The organism is Georgenia phoenicis (assembly GCF_047302425.1).
In the GTDB taxonomy this organism is placed as follows: Bacteria; Actinomycetota; Actinomycetes; order Actinomycetales; family Actinomycetaceae; genus Oceanitalea.
The window spans coordinates 351,402-367,194 of sequence record NZ_CP154855.1 but is presented as its reverse complement, the minus strand read 5'-3'; the positions used below and the strand labels follow the sequence as shown (position 1 = coordinate 367,194).

15 protein-coding genes and 1 pseudogene are annotated in these 15,793 nt (G+C 71.6%); 5 read left to right on the top strand and 11 right to left on the bottom strand.

Annotation, left to right across the window (positions count from 1 at the left end):
• Positions 1 to 19: 19 nt before the first annotated feature.
• Complete coding sequence (locus AA0005_RS01835) at positions 20 to 976, bottom strand: ABC transporter substrate-binding protein (RefSeq protein ID WP_413451724.1); 957 nt, start codon at positions 974 to 976, stop codon at positions 20 to 22.
• A gap of 55 nt (positions 977 to 1,031) precedes the next feature.
• Positions 1,032 to 2,087, bottom strand: a complete 1,056-nt coding sequence (locus AA0005_RS01830) for a LacI family DNA-binding transcriptional regulator (RefSeq protein WP_413451723.1) — start codon at positions 2,085 to 2,087, stop codon at positions 1,032 to 1,034.
• Positions 2,088 to 2,167: 80 nt separating this feature from the next.
• Between AA0005_RS01830 and AA0005_RS01825 the strand changes: the two are divergent.
• Positions 2,168 to 2,458, top strand: a pseudogene (locus AA0005_RS01825) (deoxyribodipyrimidine photo-lyase); the annotation flags it as partial.
• Complete coding sequence (locus AA0005_RS01820) at positions 2,358 to 3,623, top strand: cryptochrome/photolyase family protein (protein WP_413451722.1); 1,266 nt, start codon at positions 2,358 to 2,360, stop codon at positions 3,621 to 3,623. The pseudogene AA0005_RS01825 and the gene AA0005_RS01820, both read left to right, overlap by 101 nt.
• A gap of 20 nt (positions 3,624 to 3,643) precedes the next feature.
• Here AA0005_RS01820 and AA0005_RS01815 read toward each other — a convergent pair whose 3' ends face one another.
• Entirely contained in the window at positions 3,644 to 4,096 is a 453-nt protein-coding gene (locus AA0005_RS01815) for a hypothetical protein (protein ID WP_413451721.1), read from the bottom strand.
• A gap of 9 nt (positions 4,097 to 4,105) precedes the next feature.
• Entirely contained in the window at positions 4,106 to 5,473 is a 1,368-nt protein-coding gene (gene dnaB, locus AA0005_RS01810; RefSeq protein WP_413451720.1) for a replicative DNA helicase, read from the bottom strand.
• Positions 5,474 to 5,778: 305 nt separating this feature from the next.
• On the opposite strand from dnaB, the gene AA0005_RS01805 reads away from it, so the two are divergent.
• Positions 5,779 to 7,122 (top strand): MATE family efflux transporter, encoded by a 1,344-nt coding sequence (locus AA0005_RS01805; RefSeq protein ID WP_413451719.1) that lies wholly within the window; start codon positions 5,779 to 5,781, stop codon positions 7,120 to 7,122.
• Between the two features lie 120 nt (positions 7,123 to 7,242).
• Here AA0005_RS01805 and rplI read toward each other — a convergent pair whose 3' ends face one another.
• From rplI to rpsF, 4 genes are read right to left on the bottom strand one after another with little or no spacing between them, the layout of a single operon-like run.
• On the bottom strand, positions 7,243 to 7,692 hold the full coding sequence (rplI, locus tag AA0005_RS01800) for a 50S ribosomal protein L9 (protein WP_413451718.1): 450 nt from the start codon (positions 7,690 to 7,692) through the stop codon (positions 7,243 to 7,245).
• Positions 7,693 to 7,709: 17 nt separating this feature from the next.
• Positions 7,710 to 7,949, bottom strand: coding sequence for a 30S ribosomal protein S18 (gene rpsR / locus AA0005_RS01795; protein WP_110853882.1), 240 nt, complete (start codon positions 7,947 to 7,949; stop codon positions 7,710 to 7,712).
• 52 nt (positions 7,950 to 8,001) lie between these two features.
• Positions 8,002 to 8,529, bottom strand: coding sequence for a single-stranded DNA-binding protein (locus AA0005_RS01790; protein WP_413451717.1), 528 nt, complete (start codon positions 8,527 to 8,529; stop codon positions 8,002 to 8,004).
• A gap of 40 nt (positions 8,530 to 8,569) precedes the next feature.
• Positions 8,570 to 8,860 (bottom strand): 30S ribosomal protein S6, encoded by a 291-nt coding sequence (gene rpsF, locus AA0005_RS01785; protein ID WP_152188920.1) that lies wholly within the window; start codon positions 8,858 to 8,860, stop codon positions 8,570 to 8,572.
• 184 nt (positions 8,861 to 9,044) lie between these two features.
• Between rpsF and AA0005_RS01780 the strand changes: the two genes are divergently transcribed.
• Positions 9,045 to 10,076 carry a threonine aldolase family protein gene (locus AA0005_RS01780; RefSeq protein ID WP_413451716.1) on the top strand — a complete coding sequence of 344 codons (1,032 nt, stop codon included), beginning with the start codon at positions 9,045 to 9,047 and terminating at the stop codon, positions 10,074 to 10,076.
• On the opposite strand, the gene AA0005_RS01775 is transcribed toward AA0005_RS01780, so the two are convergent.
• The 3 genes from AA0005_RS01775 to AA0005_RS01765 form a co-directional block, all read right to left on the bottom strand.
• A complete protein-coding gene (locus tag AA0005_RS01775; RefSeq protein WP_413451715.1) occupies positions 10,073 to 12,343 on the bottom strand; it encodes a transglycosylase domain-containing protein in 2,271 nt (756 codons plus the stop codon). The genes AA0005_RS01780 and AA0005_RS01775 overlap by 4 nt on opposite strands.
• Before the next feature lie 207 nt (positions 12,344 to 12,550).
• Positions 12,551 to 13,630 (bottom strand): inositol-3-phosphate synthase, encoded by a 1,080-nt coding sequence (locus AA0005_RS01770; RefSeq protein ID WP_413451714.1) that lies wholly within the window; start codon positions 13,628 to 13,630, stop codon positions 12,551 to 12,553.
• Positions 13,627 to 14,247, bottom strand: a complete 621-nt coding sequence (locus AA0005_RS01765) for a PadR family transcriptional regulator (RefSeq protein ID WP_413451713.1) — start codon at positions 14,245 to 14,247, stop codon at positions 13,627 to 13,629. The genes AA0005_RS01770 and AA0005_RS01765 overlap by 4 nt, the downstream gene beginning before the upstream one ends.
• A 225-nt stretch (positions 14,248 to 14,472) precedes the next feature.
• Between AA0005_RS01765 and AA0005_RS01760 the strand changes: the two genes are divergently transcribed.
• Positions 14,473 to 15,792 (top strand): MFS transporter, encoded by a 1,320-nt coding sequence (locus AA0005_RS01760; protein WP_413451712.1) that lies wholly within the window; start codon positions 14,473 to 14,475, stop codon positions 15,790 to 15,792.
• Position 15,793 lies beyond the last annotated feature (1 nt).

Genomic DNA, 15,793 nt, shown 5'->3' with positions numbered 1-15,793 from the left:
TCGAAGGCTCGGCTCGAGGTCACCAACCGGGGTACTCGGACACGCTGTCCCGCGTGATGAGTTCGCTCGGGATGAGCACCGTGGTCTCCTCCGGCGGGTTGCCGGCCGCGATGTCCTCCGCGATGCGCACCGCCTCACGCACCATCTCGGCGGGGTTCTGGGTGGCCGTTCCGACGAAGGGGGACGCCTCGCGCTCGAGCTCGGCGACACCCTCCGGGCTCCCGTCGATACCGGTCACGACGACCTGGTCGGTCAGTCCCGCCTGCTCGACGGCGAGCACCGCGCCGAGCGCCGACGGGTCGTTCATGCCGAAGATGCCCTGCACGTCCGGGGTCGCGGTGAGCATGTCGGTCGTCACGGACAAGCCGGAGGCACGGTCGTTCTGGGAGGACTGGTGCCCTACGACCTCGATCCCCGGGTAGTCCGCGAGGACGTTCTCGCAACCCTCGATCCGGTCGGTGATCGTCTGGATCGGCGTCCCGTCGACGATGAGGACGTTGCCCTCGCCGCCGAGCTGCTCGAAGAGGTACTCGCACGCCTTCTCGCCGGCCTCGACGGCGTCCGTCATCACTGCGGCATCGGCGCCCACGGCCGGGGTGTCGACGGCGACGACGATGATCCCCGCCTGCTTGGCACGCTGGATGGCGGGCTCGATGCCCTCCTCGTCAACCGCGCTGATGACGATGAGGTCCACACCCTGCTGGATGAAGGCGTCGATCTGCGTGTTCTGAGCGGCGAGGTCGAGCTGGGCGTCCTGGGTGTTGAGCGAGGCGCCGATCTCGTCGGCGGCGTCCTGTGCGCCCCTCTCCATGGCGGAGAAGAACGGGTTGGACATGTCTTGGACCATGAGCCCGATGGACTCGATCTCCTCGGGTCCGGCAGCCTGCTCGGTGTCGCCGCTCGTGCAGGCCGCGAGGCCCAGCGTGGGGACGAGGATTGCGGCCGCAAGGGGCAGGGCGCGAGTGGTGGTACGCATGGAAATCTCCTTCTCGGTTCACCGGGCACGCAGCCGTGCGCGCCGGACGTGGGGGTCAGCAGCCGCAGGACCTGCGGATGACAAGGGAGGCGGTGACCTGCTCGTGGTCTCCGTCGCGGTAGGCCGGGCGCGTTGAGCGTCCCTGCAGCTCCGCGCTCACCTGGTCGTCGATGAGCCGCATGAGCACGCGCGCCGCCCGCTCCCCGATCGTCGCGCTGTCCTCGTTGAGGACCGTCATCGGCGGGTCGATGAGAGGCGCCCACGGGAACTCGTCGTACGCGACCATGGCGACGTCGCTCGGCACGTCGAGGCCGAGCTCCCGCACTGCCGTCAACGCGCCCTGGAGGAGAGGGTTGTTGCCGGCGACGATGACGTCCGGCCGCTGGGGGGCCGTCGTCAGGTGGCGAAGCAGCACCGTCGCCGCCGAGTCCGGGTCGTTGTCGCACTCGACCGTGGTGAGCCGGGCGCCGTGGGTGGTCGCCGCATCGGCGAGTCCGTGCTCGCGAGGGGCCCGGGTCGTCCAGCGGCTCGGGTAGGCCAGGAACAGCCAGTCCCGGTAGCCGTGGGTGGCGAGGTGGTTACCCATTGCATGACTGGCTGCCAGGTTGTCCGTCGTGACACTCGCGGTCGCGTGCAGCGCCTCCGCGGGGGGACTGGAGTCGACGAAGACGATGGGCACGTCCCACTGGTCGAGCAGCCGCAGGTTCGGCGCACTCAGTGGAAGCGTGGAGATGACGCCGGCGGTCCGGGACTCGATGACGCCCTCGACCGCTGCGTCCTCGGTCTCGGGCGAGTACACCCCCTGGGCGGCGATGTCGGCGACCACTGCAGACCGGCCCGCGCCGCGCAGGACCCGCTGCACCCCGGCCATCATCTCGATGTAGTACGCGTTGGACGTGCTGGCGGTGATGACGGCGACGCGTGACCGGGTGTTCTTCCGCAGCTGCTGCGCAGCACTGTTGCGGACGTAGCCGAGGTCGCGAGCGGCGTCGAGGACCCGTTGCCGCGCTTCGTCGGAGACACCGTCGGCACCCGAGAGCGCCCGGGACACCGTGTAGACCGAGAAGCCGGCCACGCGGCTGACGTCGGCAAGTGTGGGCCGCTTGGGCATCGTGCGTCACTGCTCCACTAAACGTTTAGGCGGCGTCCACCGGTGGCCGCCTGGATACCTAAACGATTAGGAGGGAGCGTATGGAAAGGACCCGCCGCCGTCAAGCCGGCGAGCTCCACCGTGGACGGCCCGGCCGACGATGCCCCCGCGCCGCCGAGCGCACTCTTCACTGGCCGCGGATGATGGCGCTCATGACCGCTGTGCTGTGGCTGCGTCGGGACCTGCGGTTGAAGGAGCTGCCGGCGCTGCTGGCGGCCCACGAGTCGGGCGGTGACGTCCTTCCGGTGTTCGTGGCGGACCCGACGCTCCTCGACTCCGCAGGCCCCGTGCGGCGGGCCTACCTCACCGCGGCCCTGGAGGAACTGGAGACTGCCTACGACGGCGCGCTCGTCGTCCGGGCGGGCCGGCCGGAGGTCGAGATCCCCCAGGCTCGTCAGCGAGGTCGGCGCTGGCAGCGTGCACGTCAGCCGGGAGACCACGCCGTACGGTCGTCGGCGCGACCGCCGGGTCGAACGGGCGCTGGGTGGGACCCCGCTCGTGGCGACCGGCACGCCGTACGCCGTCGGCCCCGGGCTGGTGCTCAAGGCCGACAGCGAGCCCTTCCGGGTCTTCAGCCCTTTCTCCCGGCCGTGGCAGGAGCACGGCTGGTCCGCCCCGGCGCCGCTACCAGCCGGCCTCAGGTGGCACCGCGGGGCCGAGTCGGTGCCGCTTCCCGGCAGCCCGACCGCACGCAGCATGAGCAGCGGTGAGGCGTCGGCTCAGGCCCGCTGGGAGGAGTTCCTCGAGGAGGACCTCGAGGGCTACGGCGAAAGACGCGACCGGCCCGACCTCAACGTCACCTCGCAGCTGTCCGTGCACCTCAAGTACGGCACGATCCACCCGCGCACGATGCTCGCGGACCTCGCCGCACACCCCGCCGGCCGCACGGAGGGCGCGCAGCGCTTCGTCACCGAGCTGTGCTGGCGCGAGTTCTACGCGGACCTCCTGTGGCACCACCCGGACCCCGCCTGGGCCGACCTGCGCGACGGCCTGCGCGGTATGGCCTACGACGACCCGAGCTCGGAGCATGTGCGCGCCTGGGAGGAGGGCCGGACAGGGTTCCCCTTCGTCGACGCCGGCATGCGCCAGCTCCTCACCGAGGGATGGATGCACAACCGGGTGCGGATGGTCGTGGCGAGCTTCCTCGTCAAGGACCTCCACGTGTGGTGGCCGCACGGGGCGAGGTACTTCCTGCGGCACCTGCGCGACGGCGACGTCGCCTCGAACAACCACGGCTGGCAGTGGGTGGCCGGCACCGGCACTGACCCCGCCCCGTACTTCCGCGTGTTCAACCCGATGAGCCAGGGCGAGCGCTTCGACCCCGACGGCGACTACGTCCGCCGCTACGTCCCCGAGCTCGCGCACATCCCGGGCGCCGCGGTGCACCAGCCGTGGAGGGTGCCCGACGGCCTGGCCCACGGCTACCCCGAGCGCATCGTCGACCACGCCGCCGAGCGGGCCGAGGCGCTGCGCCGCTACGAGGAGGCCCGCCGGTAGCCCGCTCACAGCGGCGCGCGTCAGTGGAGGGGGCCGGGGAGCCGCTCGTCCCAGCTGGGCGGGGCGAGCGGGATGGTGCCGTCCGCGACGAGTGCGTCGATCTCCCGCGACATGTCCTCGAGCTGGCGGTTGCGGCGCTGCAGCCGCAGCACCTTCCGGTTGGAGCGCAGCTTCCAGGCACCGAGGAGCACGCCGGCGGCCACGGCCGCGAGGCAGGCAAGGACGTCCCCGGCAGTGACCCGCTGCCCCGTGGCGAAGCCGTACCCCAGCCCGCCCAGCCCCGCCAGGAGCGCGATGATCGCCACGGTCCCGCGCAGGCCGACTGCCGGGAGGTAGAAACCGCCCGTAGGCCAGAGGGTGGCGTTGGAGTACAGCCGCCACGCGGCCGCACGGAACTCCGCGGCCGAGGTCCGAGGTAGGTGGTGCAACTCCTCGTCGAAGGGGCCGCTGGTCCGCCAGGGATGGGTCGTCACGTGCCTGTCTCAGTGCGCCATGTCGTGGAAGCGCGAATAATGACCCTGGAATGCCACAGTAATGGTGTCGGTGGGTCCGTTACGGTGCTTTGCAACAATAATGTCAGCCTCGCCAGGACGCGTTTCCTTATCATATGCATCCTCGCGATGAAGAAGCATTACCATGTCCGCATCCTGCTCCAAAGATCCACTTTCGCGAAGGTCACTCATTGCAGGTTTCTTATCAGTTCGCTGCTCAGGACCGCGGTTGAGCTGGGCAACAGCGATAACAGGTACCTCGAGTTCTTTGGCGAGGAGCTTGAGCGCACGGGAGAATTCCGAAACCTCCTGCTGACGCGACTCCACGCGTTTTCCGGAGGACATGAGCTGGAGATAGTCGACGACGATGAGGCGTAGGTCGTGACGCTGCTTGAGGCGCCGCGCCTTGGCGCGGATCTCCATGAGCGACATGTTCGGGCTGTCGTCGATGAACAGCGGGGCCTCGGAGACGCGGCTCATCGCCGCGGCGACCTTCGTCCAGTCCTCGTCCCGCATCGTGCCCTTGCGCATGTTCTGCAGGGGCACGCCCGCCTCTGCGGAGAGCAGACGCATCGTCAGCTCGGTGCGGCCCATCTCGAGGGAGAAGATCACCGAGGTGAGCCCGTGCTTGATCGACGCTGATCTACACATGTCGAGGGAAAGGGTACTTTTGCCGATAGCCGGCCTCGCCGCGACGATGATCATCTGCCCGCCGTGCAGGCCGTTGGTGAGGGCATCGAGGTCGGCGAAGCCGGTGGGGACGCCGACCATCCCCTCGCCGCGGTTCGCGGCGTTCTCGATCTCCTCCATCGTGAGGTTGATCGTGTCCCGCAGCGGGACGTAGTCCTCGCTCGTGCGCTGCTCGGTGACGGCGTAGACCTCCGCCTGGGCGGAGTTGACGAGCTCGTCGACGTCGCCCCCGTCGGTGGCGTAGCCGAGCTGGGCGATACGGGTGCCGGCCTCGACGAGACGGCGCAGCACCGCCTGGTCCCGCACGAGCCGGGCGTAGTAGCCGGCGTTCGCCGCGGTGGGCACCGAGGCGATGAGCGTGTGGAGGTAGGCGGCGCCGCCCACCCGGCCCAGCTCGCCGCGCTTGCCGAGCTCGGCGGCAACGGTGACGGCGTCGGCGGGCTCGCCGCGGCCGTAGAGGTCGATGATGGCGTCGTAGACGAGCTCGTGGGAGGGCCGGTAGAAGTCCGGGCCGCGCAGCTCCTCGACGACGTCGGCGATGGCGTCCTTGGACAGCAGCATGCCGCCGAGGACGCTCTGCTCGGCGGCGAGGTCCTGCGGCGGGGTGCGGTCGTAGAGCTCGCGTCCAGCCGTTCCCGAGTCGAGCACCCTGTCGTCCAGATCAGTCATCGTCACCCCTCCTGCTCACGGTCTATCGCGGACCTCTGACATTCCCGGTCCGCGTCGACCCGGCGACGCACCCGGGGGTACGTCACGCGCGCGATGACCTGCCGGGCAACCGTACGGTGCCCAGGTCGTCCCGATCCATCCACGGGTGTGGACAAACCTGGGGACACTCGGTGGATAGGTGGGGACCCTCCGTGCACAGTCGGTGGACAATCGTGTGGATAACACCGGTGCAACTCTCCGCAGCCCGCGGAATCCCGGGCTTCGGCTCGTGCACACAGTGTGGAAGGAAATTGGTCGGCACATTGGTGGACAACGCACAGCGCCCTGGGGACAGTGGCCGATCCCTCGATCGCCAGATCCTCTCCCTCGCCGTCCCCGCCCTCGGTGCGCTGGTCGCCGAGCCGCTCTTCGTCCTCATCGACTCGGTCATGGTCGGCCGCCTCGGCACCGCCGAGCTCGCCGGCCTGTCGCTGTCCTCGACCCTCCTCGTCTCGACCGTCGGGGTCTTCGTCTTCCTCGCCTACGCGACGACCGCGGCCACCGCCCGCCGCATCGGCGCCGGTGACCGTGCCGGAGCGGTGAGCACCGGTGTCGACGGCATGTGGCTCGCCCTGGGCCTCGGCCTCGCCACCGCCGTGCTCCTCGGAGTGAACGCCCCGTGGATCGTCAGCGCCCTGGGCGCCGGTGACACCGTGACGCCCCACGCCGTCGCCTACCTGCGCTGGTCGGCCGGCGGCCTGCCCGGCATGTTCGTCGTCCTCGCCGCCACCGGGACCCTGCGCGGCCTGCTCGACACCCGCACCCCACTCGTCGTCGCGACCGCGGGCGCCGCCGTCAACGTCGCCCTCAACGCCTTCTTCATCTACGGCCTCGGCATGGGGGTCGCCGGCTCGGGACTTGGCACCGCCGTCGCCCAGACGCTCATGGCCGCGGCCCTCGCCGTCGTCGTGCTGCGCGGCGCCCGCGGCATAGCGGTGTCCCTGCGTCCCCGGCCGGCCGGGATCTGGGCCAACGCCCGCGCCGGCACGCCCCTGCTCGTGCGCACCGTGAGCCTGCGGGTGGCCATCCTCCTCACGGTCGTCACCGCCACCGCGCTCGGTGCGGTCCCGCTCGCCGCCCACCAGGTCGTCAACTCGCTGTGGGGGCTCGCGGCCTTCGCCATGGACGCCCTCGCCATCGCCGCACAGGCGCTCGTCGGCCAGGGGCTCGGCGCCGGCGACACCTCACGGGTGCGCGCCGTGCTGCGCCGCACCCTGCAGTGGGGCGTCGCCGCGGGCGCCGTCATCGGCGTCGTCGTCGCGGGCGGCGGCTGGTGGATCACCACCCTCTTCACCACCGACCCTCAGGTGCGCACGGCCGCCGCCGTCGCCCTCGTCGTCACCGGTCTGCTCATGCCGATGGCCGGGTGGGTGTTCGTGCTCGACGGCGTGCTCATCGGGGCGGGTGACGGCACCTTCCTCGCGTGGGCGGGCGTCGTCACCCTCGCCGTCTACGTCCCCCTGCTGGCGGCCGTGTGGGCCTGGGCGCCGCACGACGGCGTGGGCCTGGCCTGGCTGTGGGCCGCCTTCGCGGGGGGCTTCATGGCCGCCCGCGCCGTCACCACCGGCCTGCGCGCCCGCGGCGGCAGGTGGATGGTGCTCGGCGCCTGAGCCGGCTGGATTACGTGTGGACTTCTCCACCTCCACGGTGGAGAAGTCCGCACACAAGCGAGAGGCGCCGGCCGGTGGTCTCCCACCGGCCGGCGCCTCGAGTGTCTTGCTACGGCCTGGTCAGGCCTCGACGACCTGAACCGTGAGGTTCGCCTGGACGTCGGCGTGCAGGCGGACCTGCACCCGGTGCTCGCCGAGCGACTTGATCGGGGTGGTGACCTCGATCTTGCGCTTGTCGATGGCCGGGCCACCGGCAGCCTTGACCGCGTCGGCGATCTCGCCGGTGGTCACGGAGCCGAAGAGACGGCCGCCGGAGCCGGCGCGCACGGCGACGGTGACCGGCTTGGACTGCAGCGAGTCGCGCGCCGCGCGGGCGTCCTCGACCGTGGCGATCTCGCGGGCCTTGCGGGCCTTGCGGATCTGGTCGATCTGCTTCTGCGCACCCTTGGTCCAGGCGGTCGCCAGGCCACGGGGCACGAGGTAGTTGCGGGCGTAGCCGTCCTTGACCTCGACGACGTCGCCTGCCTCGCCGAGGCCGGAGACCTCGTGGGTGAGAATGAGCTTGGCCATTGTGTGTCTCCCTTGGGTCAGCGAGCGGAGCTCGCGTAGGGCAGCAGGGCCATCTCGCGGGCGTTCTTGACGGCCTTGGCGATGGCGCGCTGCTCCTGGACGGAGACACCGGTCACGCGACGCGCGCGGATCTTCCCGCGGTCGGAGATGAACTTGCGCAGCAGCGCGGTGTCCTTGTAGTCGATGCCCTCGACCTTGGCCGACTTCAGCGGGTTGGCCTTCTTCTTGCCGGGCTTGCGAAGTACGGGCTTCGCCATGATGTGCTCCTTGGGTTCTTCATGCGCGGCTCACGCCACGCTGTACGTCTGATCAGAAGGGGGGCTCGTCACCGAACGAGCTCGACCCACCCGTGGCCCACGGGTCGTCGGCCTGGCCGCCGGCGGGCTGGCCGAAGCCGCCGCCCTGCTGCTGGCCGCCGTACCCGCCGCCACCCTGCTGGCCGCCGCCGCCGAAGCCGCCACCGCCGCCACCGCGCTGCGTGCGGGTGACCTTGGCCGTGGCGTAGCGGAGGGACGGACCGACCTCGTCGACCTGCATCTCGACGACGGTGCGCTTCTCGCCCTCACGGGTCTCGAAGGACCGCTGGACGAGGCGCCCCTGGACGATGACGCGGTTGCCCTTGGCGAGGGACTCGGCGACGTTCTCCGCCGCCTCCCGCCACACCGAGCAGCGCATGAACAGCGTCTCGCCGTCCTTCCACTCGTTGGACTGCCGGTCGAACGTCCGCGGCGTCGAGGCAACGGTGAAGCTCGCGACGGCCGCACCGGAGGGGGTGAAGCGCAGCTCGGGGTCGGCCGTGAGGTTGCCCACCACGGTGATGACGGTCTCGCCTGCCATGTCGGTCTCCTCTAGAGGGTCAGGGTGGGGGCCGGGAGGCTCAGTGAGCGTCCGGGCGGATGAGCTTGGTGCGCAGGACGGACTCGTTGAGCCCGAGCTGGCGGTCGAGCTCCTGGGCGAGCTCCGGCGTCGTCGTCATGTCGACGACGGCGTAGATGCCCTCGGAACGCTTGTTGATGTCGTAGGCAAGACGACGCTTACCCCAGATGTCGACCTTGTCGACCTGCCCGCCACCGGTCGTGATGACCGAGAGCAGCTTGTCGAGCGACGGGGCGACGGTGCGCTCGTCGACCTCCGGGTCGAGGATGATCATCAGCTCGTACTGGCGCATGCTTATACCCACCTCCTCTGGACTTGGCGGTCACGGACGGTCCGTGACAGGAGGGTGATGCGTTGCGTGGCTGCGAACGGGTACGCAGGTACGCACCGGCCGCGGCCAACGCACCACTCTAACGCACGACGCCGTGCGCCAGGTGCGTCATCCACATCACTGTCGCGGCGGCACAATTCTCCCCATGACCACGCGCGGCTTCACCTCCGACAACGCCTCCGGCGCCCACCCCGCCGTCCTCGCCGCCCTCGCCGCGGCCGCCGAAGGCCACGCGCCCTCCTACGGCGCGGACGCCGTCACCGCCGAGCTCGACGCCCGCGCCCGGGAGGTCTTCGGCCCGGACGCGACCATCCTGCCGGTCTTCAACGGGACGGGCGCGAACGTCGTCTCCCTCGGTGCCGTGCTGCAGAAGTGGGACGCCGTCGTCGCCTCCGCGCACGCGCACGTCGCCACCGACGAGTCGACCGCTCCCCAGCTCGTGGCCGGTGCCGCCGTCCGCACGCTGCCCGCGCCGTCGGGCACGGTGTCGGTCGCCGACCTCGCAGAGCTCCTCGCCGCGGACGACGGCAGCGTCCACCACGCCCGGCCGGCCGCGCTCACCCTCACCCAGAGCACCGAGCTCGGTACCGTCTACCGGCCCGAGAAGCTCGCGGCGCTCGTCTCGACCGCGCACGAACACGGCGCGACCGTCCACGTCGACGGCGCCCGGCTGGCCAACGCGGCCACCCGCCTGGGCACCTCGCTCGCCGCCCTGACCACCGACCTGGGCGTCGACATCCTCTCCTTCGGCGCCACGAAGAACGGTGCACTCTTCGGGGACGCGATCGTCGTCCTCGACCCCGCCCTCGTGGAGCCGGTCGCCCGGTTGCGCAAAGCCTCGACCCAGCTCGCCTCGAAGATGCGCTTCGTCTCCGCGCAGCTGCTCGCCCTGCTCACCGACGAGCTGTGGCGCACGACGGCGCAGCAGGCCAACGACGCCGCCGACCACCTCGCGGCGCTGCTGCGCACCGAGCTCGACATCGAGCCGGTGCACCCCGTCGAGGCGAACGCGGTCTTCGTCCCGGTGCCGCCGGCGGCGGTCGGGGCGGTCACCGCCCAGCTGCCCGTCCTGCCGTGGGACCGGCGCACGGGCGTGCTGCGGGCGGTGTGCTCCTTCGACACCACCGAGGAGGACGTCACCGCCCTCGTCGCGGGCCTCGCCCGCGTCCTCGGCTAGCCGCCGGGGCCGCGCGAGCCGCCGCCGGGCGGGCCGCCTGCGCCGGGACCACCACCGCCGCCGGTGCCCGGGCCGCCCCCGCCGCCCGGGCCACCGCCACCGCCCTCCTCGGGCGGGGGCTCGGTGGGCGAGGGCGACGGGGTCGGGCTGGGCGTCGGGCTCGGGGTCGGCGTCGGGCTGGGCTCCGGGTCCGGCTCGGGTGCCGGCGGCTCGGGCGCGGGCTGTGGCGGCGCCTCGGTCGTGGGCTCCGGCGTCGGCTCCGGCTCGGGCGTCGGCTCCGGCTCGGGCGGCGGCACGTAGGTCGGCCGCGGTGGCGCCGGCGGCTCGGGGAAGTCCTCGACCGGCTCGTCGGCCAGGACGACGCCCATGAAGTCGCGCCACATCGTCGTCGGGTAGGTCGAGCCGGTGATGGAGGCGTACTCGCCGAAGGGCGTGAGCGACTCCTCGGTGCCGTCCTCGCCCACCTGGTACATCGCCACGACGGTCGTCAGCTGGGGCGTGAACCCGGCGAACCACGCGGAGCGGCCCTCGTTCGAGGTGCCGGTCTTGCCCGCGGCGGGGCGACCGAGGGAGCTGGCGCGCACGCCGGTGCCCTCCTCGATCACCGTGGTCATCGCGTAGGTCGCCGAGGCCATGACGTCCGCCTCGAAGACCTGCGTCCCGTTGGAGTGCCCGGCGTAGATGACGTTGCCGTCCGCGTCGGTGACCTCGGCGACGATGTAGGGGTTGTGCCGCACGCCCTGCGCGGCGAAGGTCGAGTAGGCGCGCGCCACGTCGATCGGGTGGGGCGAGGCGGGGCCGAGCACGTTGGAGGGCACGGCCGCGAGGCCCGCGGTGTCCTCGGGGAGCCCGGCCTCGATCGCGACCTCCATCGACCGCTCCGGGCCGACCTCCATGTTGAGCAGCGCGTAGCTCGTGTTCACCGACTGCTCGGTCGCCTCGACGAGGTCGATGGGGCCGCGGTTGAACTGGTCGTAGTTGTTGACCGGCCGCTCGAAGCCCTCGATCTCCATGGGCGTGTAGCTCGGGTAGGTCTGGGTCAGCGGGATGCCGTCCTCGAGCGCCGCGACGAGTGTGAAGGGCTTGAACGTCGAGCCGGACTGCGCGACGTCCTGCGTGGCCGCGTTGCGCGGCTGGGCCACGAAGTCCGGCCCGCCGTAGAGCGCGACGATCCCGCCGGAACGCGGGTCGAGCGACACGAGCGCCACCCGGTTGTTCTCCGGGCGGTCCTCCGGCAGCGAGTCGACGACGGCGACCGCCGCCTCCTGCGCCGCGGGGTCGACCGTCGTCGTGATCCGCAGGCCGAGGGTGTCGATCTCCTCGTCGGTCATCCCCGCCTTGTCGACGAGCTCCTTGCGGACCATGTCGAGGAGGTAGCCGTTGGGGCCGGCGTAGGTGTCGGAGCGGACGTGCTCGATCGTCTGCGGGAAGGTCTGCGCGTCGGCCTCGGCCTGGGTGATCCACCCGTCGCGGACCATGAAGTCCAGGGTGCGCGCCCACCGCTCCTCGGCCCGCTCGGGGTCGATGGCCGGGTCCCACGCGCTGGGGGCGGGGATGACGCCGGCCAGCAGCGCGGACTCCGAGAGGGTGAGCTCGGCGGCCGGCTTGCCGAAGTAGGCCTGCGCGGCCGTCTCGATGCCGTAGGCGTTGCGCCCGAAGTAGATGGTGTTGAGGTAGTCGCCGAGGATCTCGTCCTTGGACAGCTCCCGGTCGATCTTCAGCGCGAGGATCGCCTCGCGGAACTTGCCGACGTAGCTCGTCGTCGTGCCGAGGTAGTAGCGCTCGACGTACTGCTGGGTCAGCGTCGACCCGCCCTGCGTGGGGTTGCCGCGCAGGTTGTTGTAGAGGGCGCGGCCGATCGCGATGGGGTCGACGCCGACGTTCTCGTAGAAGCGGCGGTCCTCGGAGGCGACGACGGCGTTGCCCACGTGGGCGGGCAGCGTGCTCGCGTCGATGATCTCGCGGTTGTACTCCGCGAAGCTGCCCATCTCCGTCTGGTCGTCGGCGAAGAAGACGTGCGTGCCCTGCGCCTGGGAGAAGTCACCGGGCTCGGGGACGTCGGTGGTGACGTAGGCGGCGGCGACGACGCCGATGACGACGGCGATCCCGGTGAGCGCGGTGCCCAGCAGCACCCGCCAGCTCGGCAGCCAGCGCCTGATCGGGCCCTTGCCCGAGCGCGGGTAGTCGAAGCGGCGCTTGCGCCCCTTGCTCGCCCCCCGGCTCGTGGTGCCGGTGCCCCGGCGTCCCGGCTCCTTTGTGGCCGCCACGCGTCTCCTCCTCGGCTGCGGTGTGCGGACAGGCCTGCCCGACGACCCCCAAGTATGCGGTACCGAGCCTGCCGCAGCCCGGGACGGGCCGCCCGCCGGCCCCGTCCTTCACACGATCCGCCCAGCGCCTCCCCGGCCCCTTTGCCGCGCGGACGACGAACCCCCGGTCACCGCGGACGAGGCCTGCGGTGACCGGGGGCCGGTGGCTCAGCGCTCGACGTCGCCGCGGATGAAGGCCTCGACGTCGGCGCGCGCCGTCTCGTCGTCGCGCTGCTCCGGCGGGGACTTCATGAAGTAGCTCGACGCGGACAGCAGCGGGCCGCCGATGCCGCGGTCGAGGGCGATCTTCGCGGCGCGGATCGCGTCGATGATGATGCCGGCCGAGTTCGGGGAGTCCCACACCTCGAGCTTGTACTCGAGGTTGAGCGGCACCTCGCCGAAGGCCTTGCCCTCGAGGCGCACGTAGGCCCACTTGCGGTCGTCGAGCCACTGGACGTAGTCGCTCGGGCCGATGTGGACGTTGCGGGGGGCGAGCTCGCCGGCCATGTTCGAGGTGACGGCCTGGGTCTTGGAGATCTTCTTCGACTCGAGGCGGTCCCGCTCGAGCATGTTCTTGAAGTCCATGTTGCCGCCGACGTTGAGCTGGTAGGTCCGCTCCAGCCGCACGCCGCGGTCCTCGAAGAGCTTGGCGAGCACGCGGTGGGTGATGGTGGCGCCCACCTGGGACTTGATGTCGTCCCCGACGATCGGCACGCCGGCCGCGGTGAACTTGTCGGCCCACTCCTTGGTGCCGGCGATGAAGACGGGCAGCGCGTTGACGAAGGCGACGCCGGCGTCGATGGCGCACTGGGCGTAGAAGCGGGCGGCCTCCTCGGAGCCCACCGGCAGGTAGCAGACGAGCACGTCGACCTGGGCGTCCTTGAGGGCGGCGACGACGTCGACCGGCTCCGCGTCGGACTCCTCGACCATCTCCTTGTAGTAGCGGCCGAGGCCGTCGAGGGTGTGGCCGCGCTGGACGGTGACGCCGGTGGCCGGGACGTCGCAGAGCTTGATGGTGTTGTTCTCGCTCGCGTTGATCGCCTCGGCGAGGTCGAGGCCGACCTTCTTGGCGTCGACGTCGAAGGCGGCGACGAACTCGACGTCGCGCACGTGGTAGTCACCGAAGGTCACGTGCATGAGGCCGGGGACGGTCGTCGCGGGGTCGGCGTCGGCGTAGAACTGCACGCCCTGCACGAGGGAGGACGCGCAGTTGCCCACGCCCACGATCGCTACGCGGATTGAACTCATTCTTGCTCCTTGTGGGTGGGAGGTGCGGGCTGGTCGCCCGCGGGTCTGGTTCGCATGTCGAGGGCGCCGGGCGTCCCGCGCTCGGTGTCGATGAGGTTCTCCAGCCACTCGACCTCGCGCTCGACCTGCTCGAGGCCGTGCCGGGCGAGCTCGGCGGTGTAGGCGTCCATCCGCTCGCGGGTGCGCTGGGTGGACTCGCGCAGCAGGGACAGCCGCTCGACCATCCGCGCGTGCCGGCCCTCGAGGATCCGCAGCCGGGTCCGGGCGTCGGTGGTACCGAAGAGGGTGAAGCGGACGTCGAAGGCCTCGTCCTCCCAGGCCGCCGGGTCCGCCGTCGCGAGGGTCGCGGCGAGGCGCTCGCGGCCGGCGTCGGTGAGCTCGTAGACGATGCGCCCGCGCCGTCCGGCGAGGGGGTGGGGCAGGGAGCCGGTGGGCGCCTCGGCGATGAGGCCCGCCTCGGTGAGCCGGCGCAGCGCCGGGTAGAGCGAGCCGTAGGACAGCGTGCGGAAGGCACCGAGCTGGGCGCTGAGCTGGCGGCGCAGCTCGTAGCCGTGCATGGGGGAGGAGCCGAGCTGGCCGAGGATGGCGAGCTCGAGGACCTCGGCGCGAGTGCTCATCCGTCCCCTCCTCGAGTGCCGGCCGGTCGGCGCGATGTATCGGACCGATATATCGAGCGCCGAGCGTAGCGCAGTTCGGCCGCCGCGGTGTCGGATCGCGCCACAAAGGGCTCCTGAGAGCCGCCGAGCACGCGCTGGTCAAGCCTGGAGGCTGGAGGCCAGCCGGCCGAACCGGCCTTTGTGGCACGATCTCGTCGCGAATCCGGCGGGCGATAGCCTGCACCGGTGAGCATCCCCGCCGACCTGCGCACCCTCGCCGTCCACCCCGGCTTCCGGAAGCTCTTCACCGTCCGGCTCGTCTCCCAGTGCGGCGACGGCATGTTCCAGGTCGGCCTCGCCACCCTCTTCTTCTTCAACCCGGCGAACATGGCCACCGCCTCGGGGGTCGCGGCGGCCTTCGCCGTCCTGCTCCTGCCCTTCACGGTCGTCGGCCCCTTCGCCGGGCCCCTGCTCGACCGGTGGAGCCGGCGCCAGGTCCTCCTCGTCGGCAACGCGGTGCGGGTCCTGCTCGCCGTCGTCCTCGCCGTCCTCATCGGGACGGCGGGCGTGTCCGTGCTCGTCTACGTGCTCGCGCTCGTGACGCTCGGCGTCAACCGCTTCCTCCTCGCCGCGCTGTCCGCCGGGCTGCCGCGCGTCGTCCCGCGCGACCAGCTCCTCATGGCCAACACGCTCACCCCGACCCTGGGCGCGGTCTCCGCCGTCGTCGGCGGCGCGATCGGCTTCGTCACCGGTCTCGTCGTGCCCGCGTCGGCGAAGAACTCCGCAGCGCTCGTCGCCGCGGCGGTCCTCTTCGCCGCTGCCTCCGCCCTCGCCCTGCGGCTGGGACGCACGGAGCTGGGCCCCGCCACCCGCCCCCGCACGGGCGTCGCGGCGGCACTGCGCAGCACGGCGGCCGAGCTCGTCGACGGCGCGCGCTACCTCGTCCGCCGCGGCACGCCCGGCCTGGGGCTGGGCGTCATGGCCGTCCACCGCTTCCTCTACGGCGTCAACTTCATGGCGCTCATCCTCATCTCCCGCAACCTGCTCTCCGACCCCGCCGACGCCGGCGAGGGCCTGGCCACCTTCGCGCTCCTCGGCGGTATCTCCTTCGCCGGCAACGGGCTGGCCATCCTCCTCACCCCGATCGCTCACGAGCGGATGACGCCCTCGCGCTGGATCGTCGTCTGCCTCGCCGTCGGGGGCGTGAGCCAGGCGCTGCTCGTCACGACGCCGCAGCTCGCCGTCGTCGGCGTGTCCGCCGTCCTGCTCGGGCTCAGCGTCCAGGGCGCGAAGATCGCCGTCGACACGATCGTCCACCGCGACACCCACGACGACTACCGCGGCCGCGCCTTCTCGCTCTACGACGTCCTCTACAACGCGGCCTTCGTCGCCGCCGCGGCGCTGGGCGCGTGGGCGCTGCCCGACACCGGCTGGTCCCGCCTCGTCTTCGCCGCGCTCGCCGTCGTCTACCTCCTCGTCTCGCTCGGCTACGCGGTCGGCACCCGCCGGCTCGACGACGCGCCCCGCCCCGTCCACGCGAGCGAGCGTGGCAGGTCCGCGACCTGAA

Bases quoted from the DNA above. Each gene is read 5' to 3' on its own strand.
- AA0005_RS01835 (WP_413451724.1), bottom strand. From the start codon at position 976: ATGCGTACCACCACTCGCGCCCTGCCCCTTGCGGCCGCAATCCTCGTC.
- AA0005_RS01830 (WP_413451723.1), bottom strand. From the start codon at position 2,087: ATGCCCAAGCGGCCCACACTTGCCGACGTCAGCCGCGTGGCCGGCTTC.
- dnaB (WP_413451720.1), bottom strand. From the start codon at position 5,473: ATGACTGATCTGGACGACAGGGTGCTCGACTCGGGAACGGCTGGACGC.
- rplI (WP_413451718.1), bottom strand. From the start codon at position 7,692: ATGGCCAAGCTCATTCTCACCCACGAGGTCTCCGGCCTCGGCGAGGCA.
- rpsR (WP_110853882.1), bottom strand. From the start codon at position 7,949: ATGGCGAAGCCCGTACTTCGCAAGCCCGGCAAGAAGAAGGCCAACCCG.
- AA0005_RS01790 (WP_413451717.1), bottom strand. From the start codon at position 8,529: ATGGCAGGCGAGACCGTCATCACCGTGGTGGGCAACCTCACGGCCGAC.
- rpsF (WP_152188920.1), bottom strand. From the start codon at position 8,860: ATGCGCCAGTACGAGCTGATGATCATCCTCGACCCGGAGGTCGACGAG.
- AA0005_RS01780 (WP_413451716.1), top strand. From the start codon at position 9,045: ATGACCACGCGCGGCTTCACCTCCGACAACGCCTCCGGCGCCCACCCC.
- AA0005_RS01770 (WP_413451714.1), bottom strand. From the start codon at position 13,630: ATGAGTTCAATCCGCGTAGCGATCGTGGGCGTGGGCAACTGCGCGTCC.
- AA0005_RS01765 (WP_413451713.1), bottom strand. From the start codon at position 14,247: ATGAGCACTCGCGCCGAGGTCCTCGAGCTCGCCATCCTCGGCCAGCTC.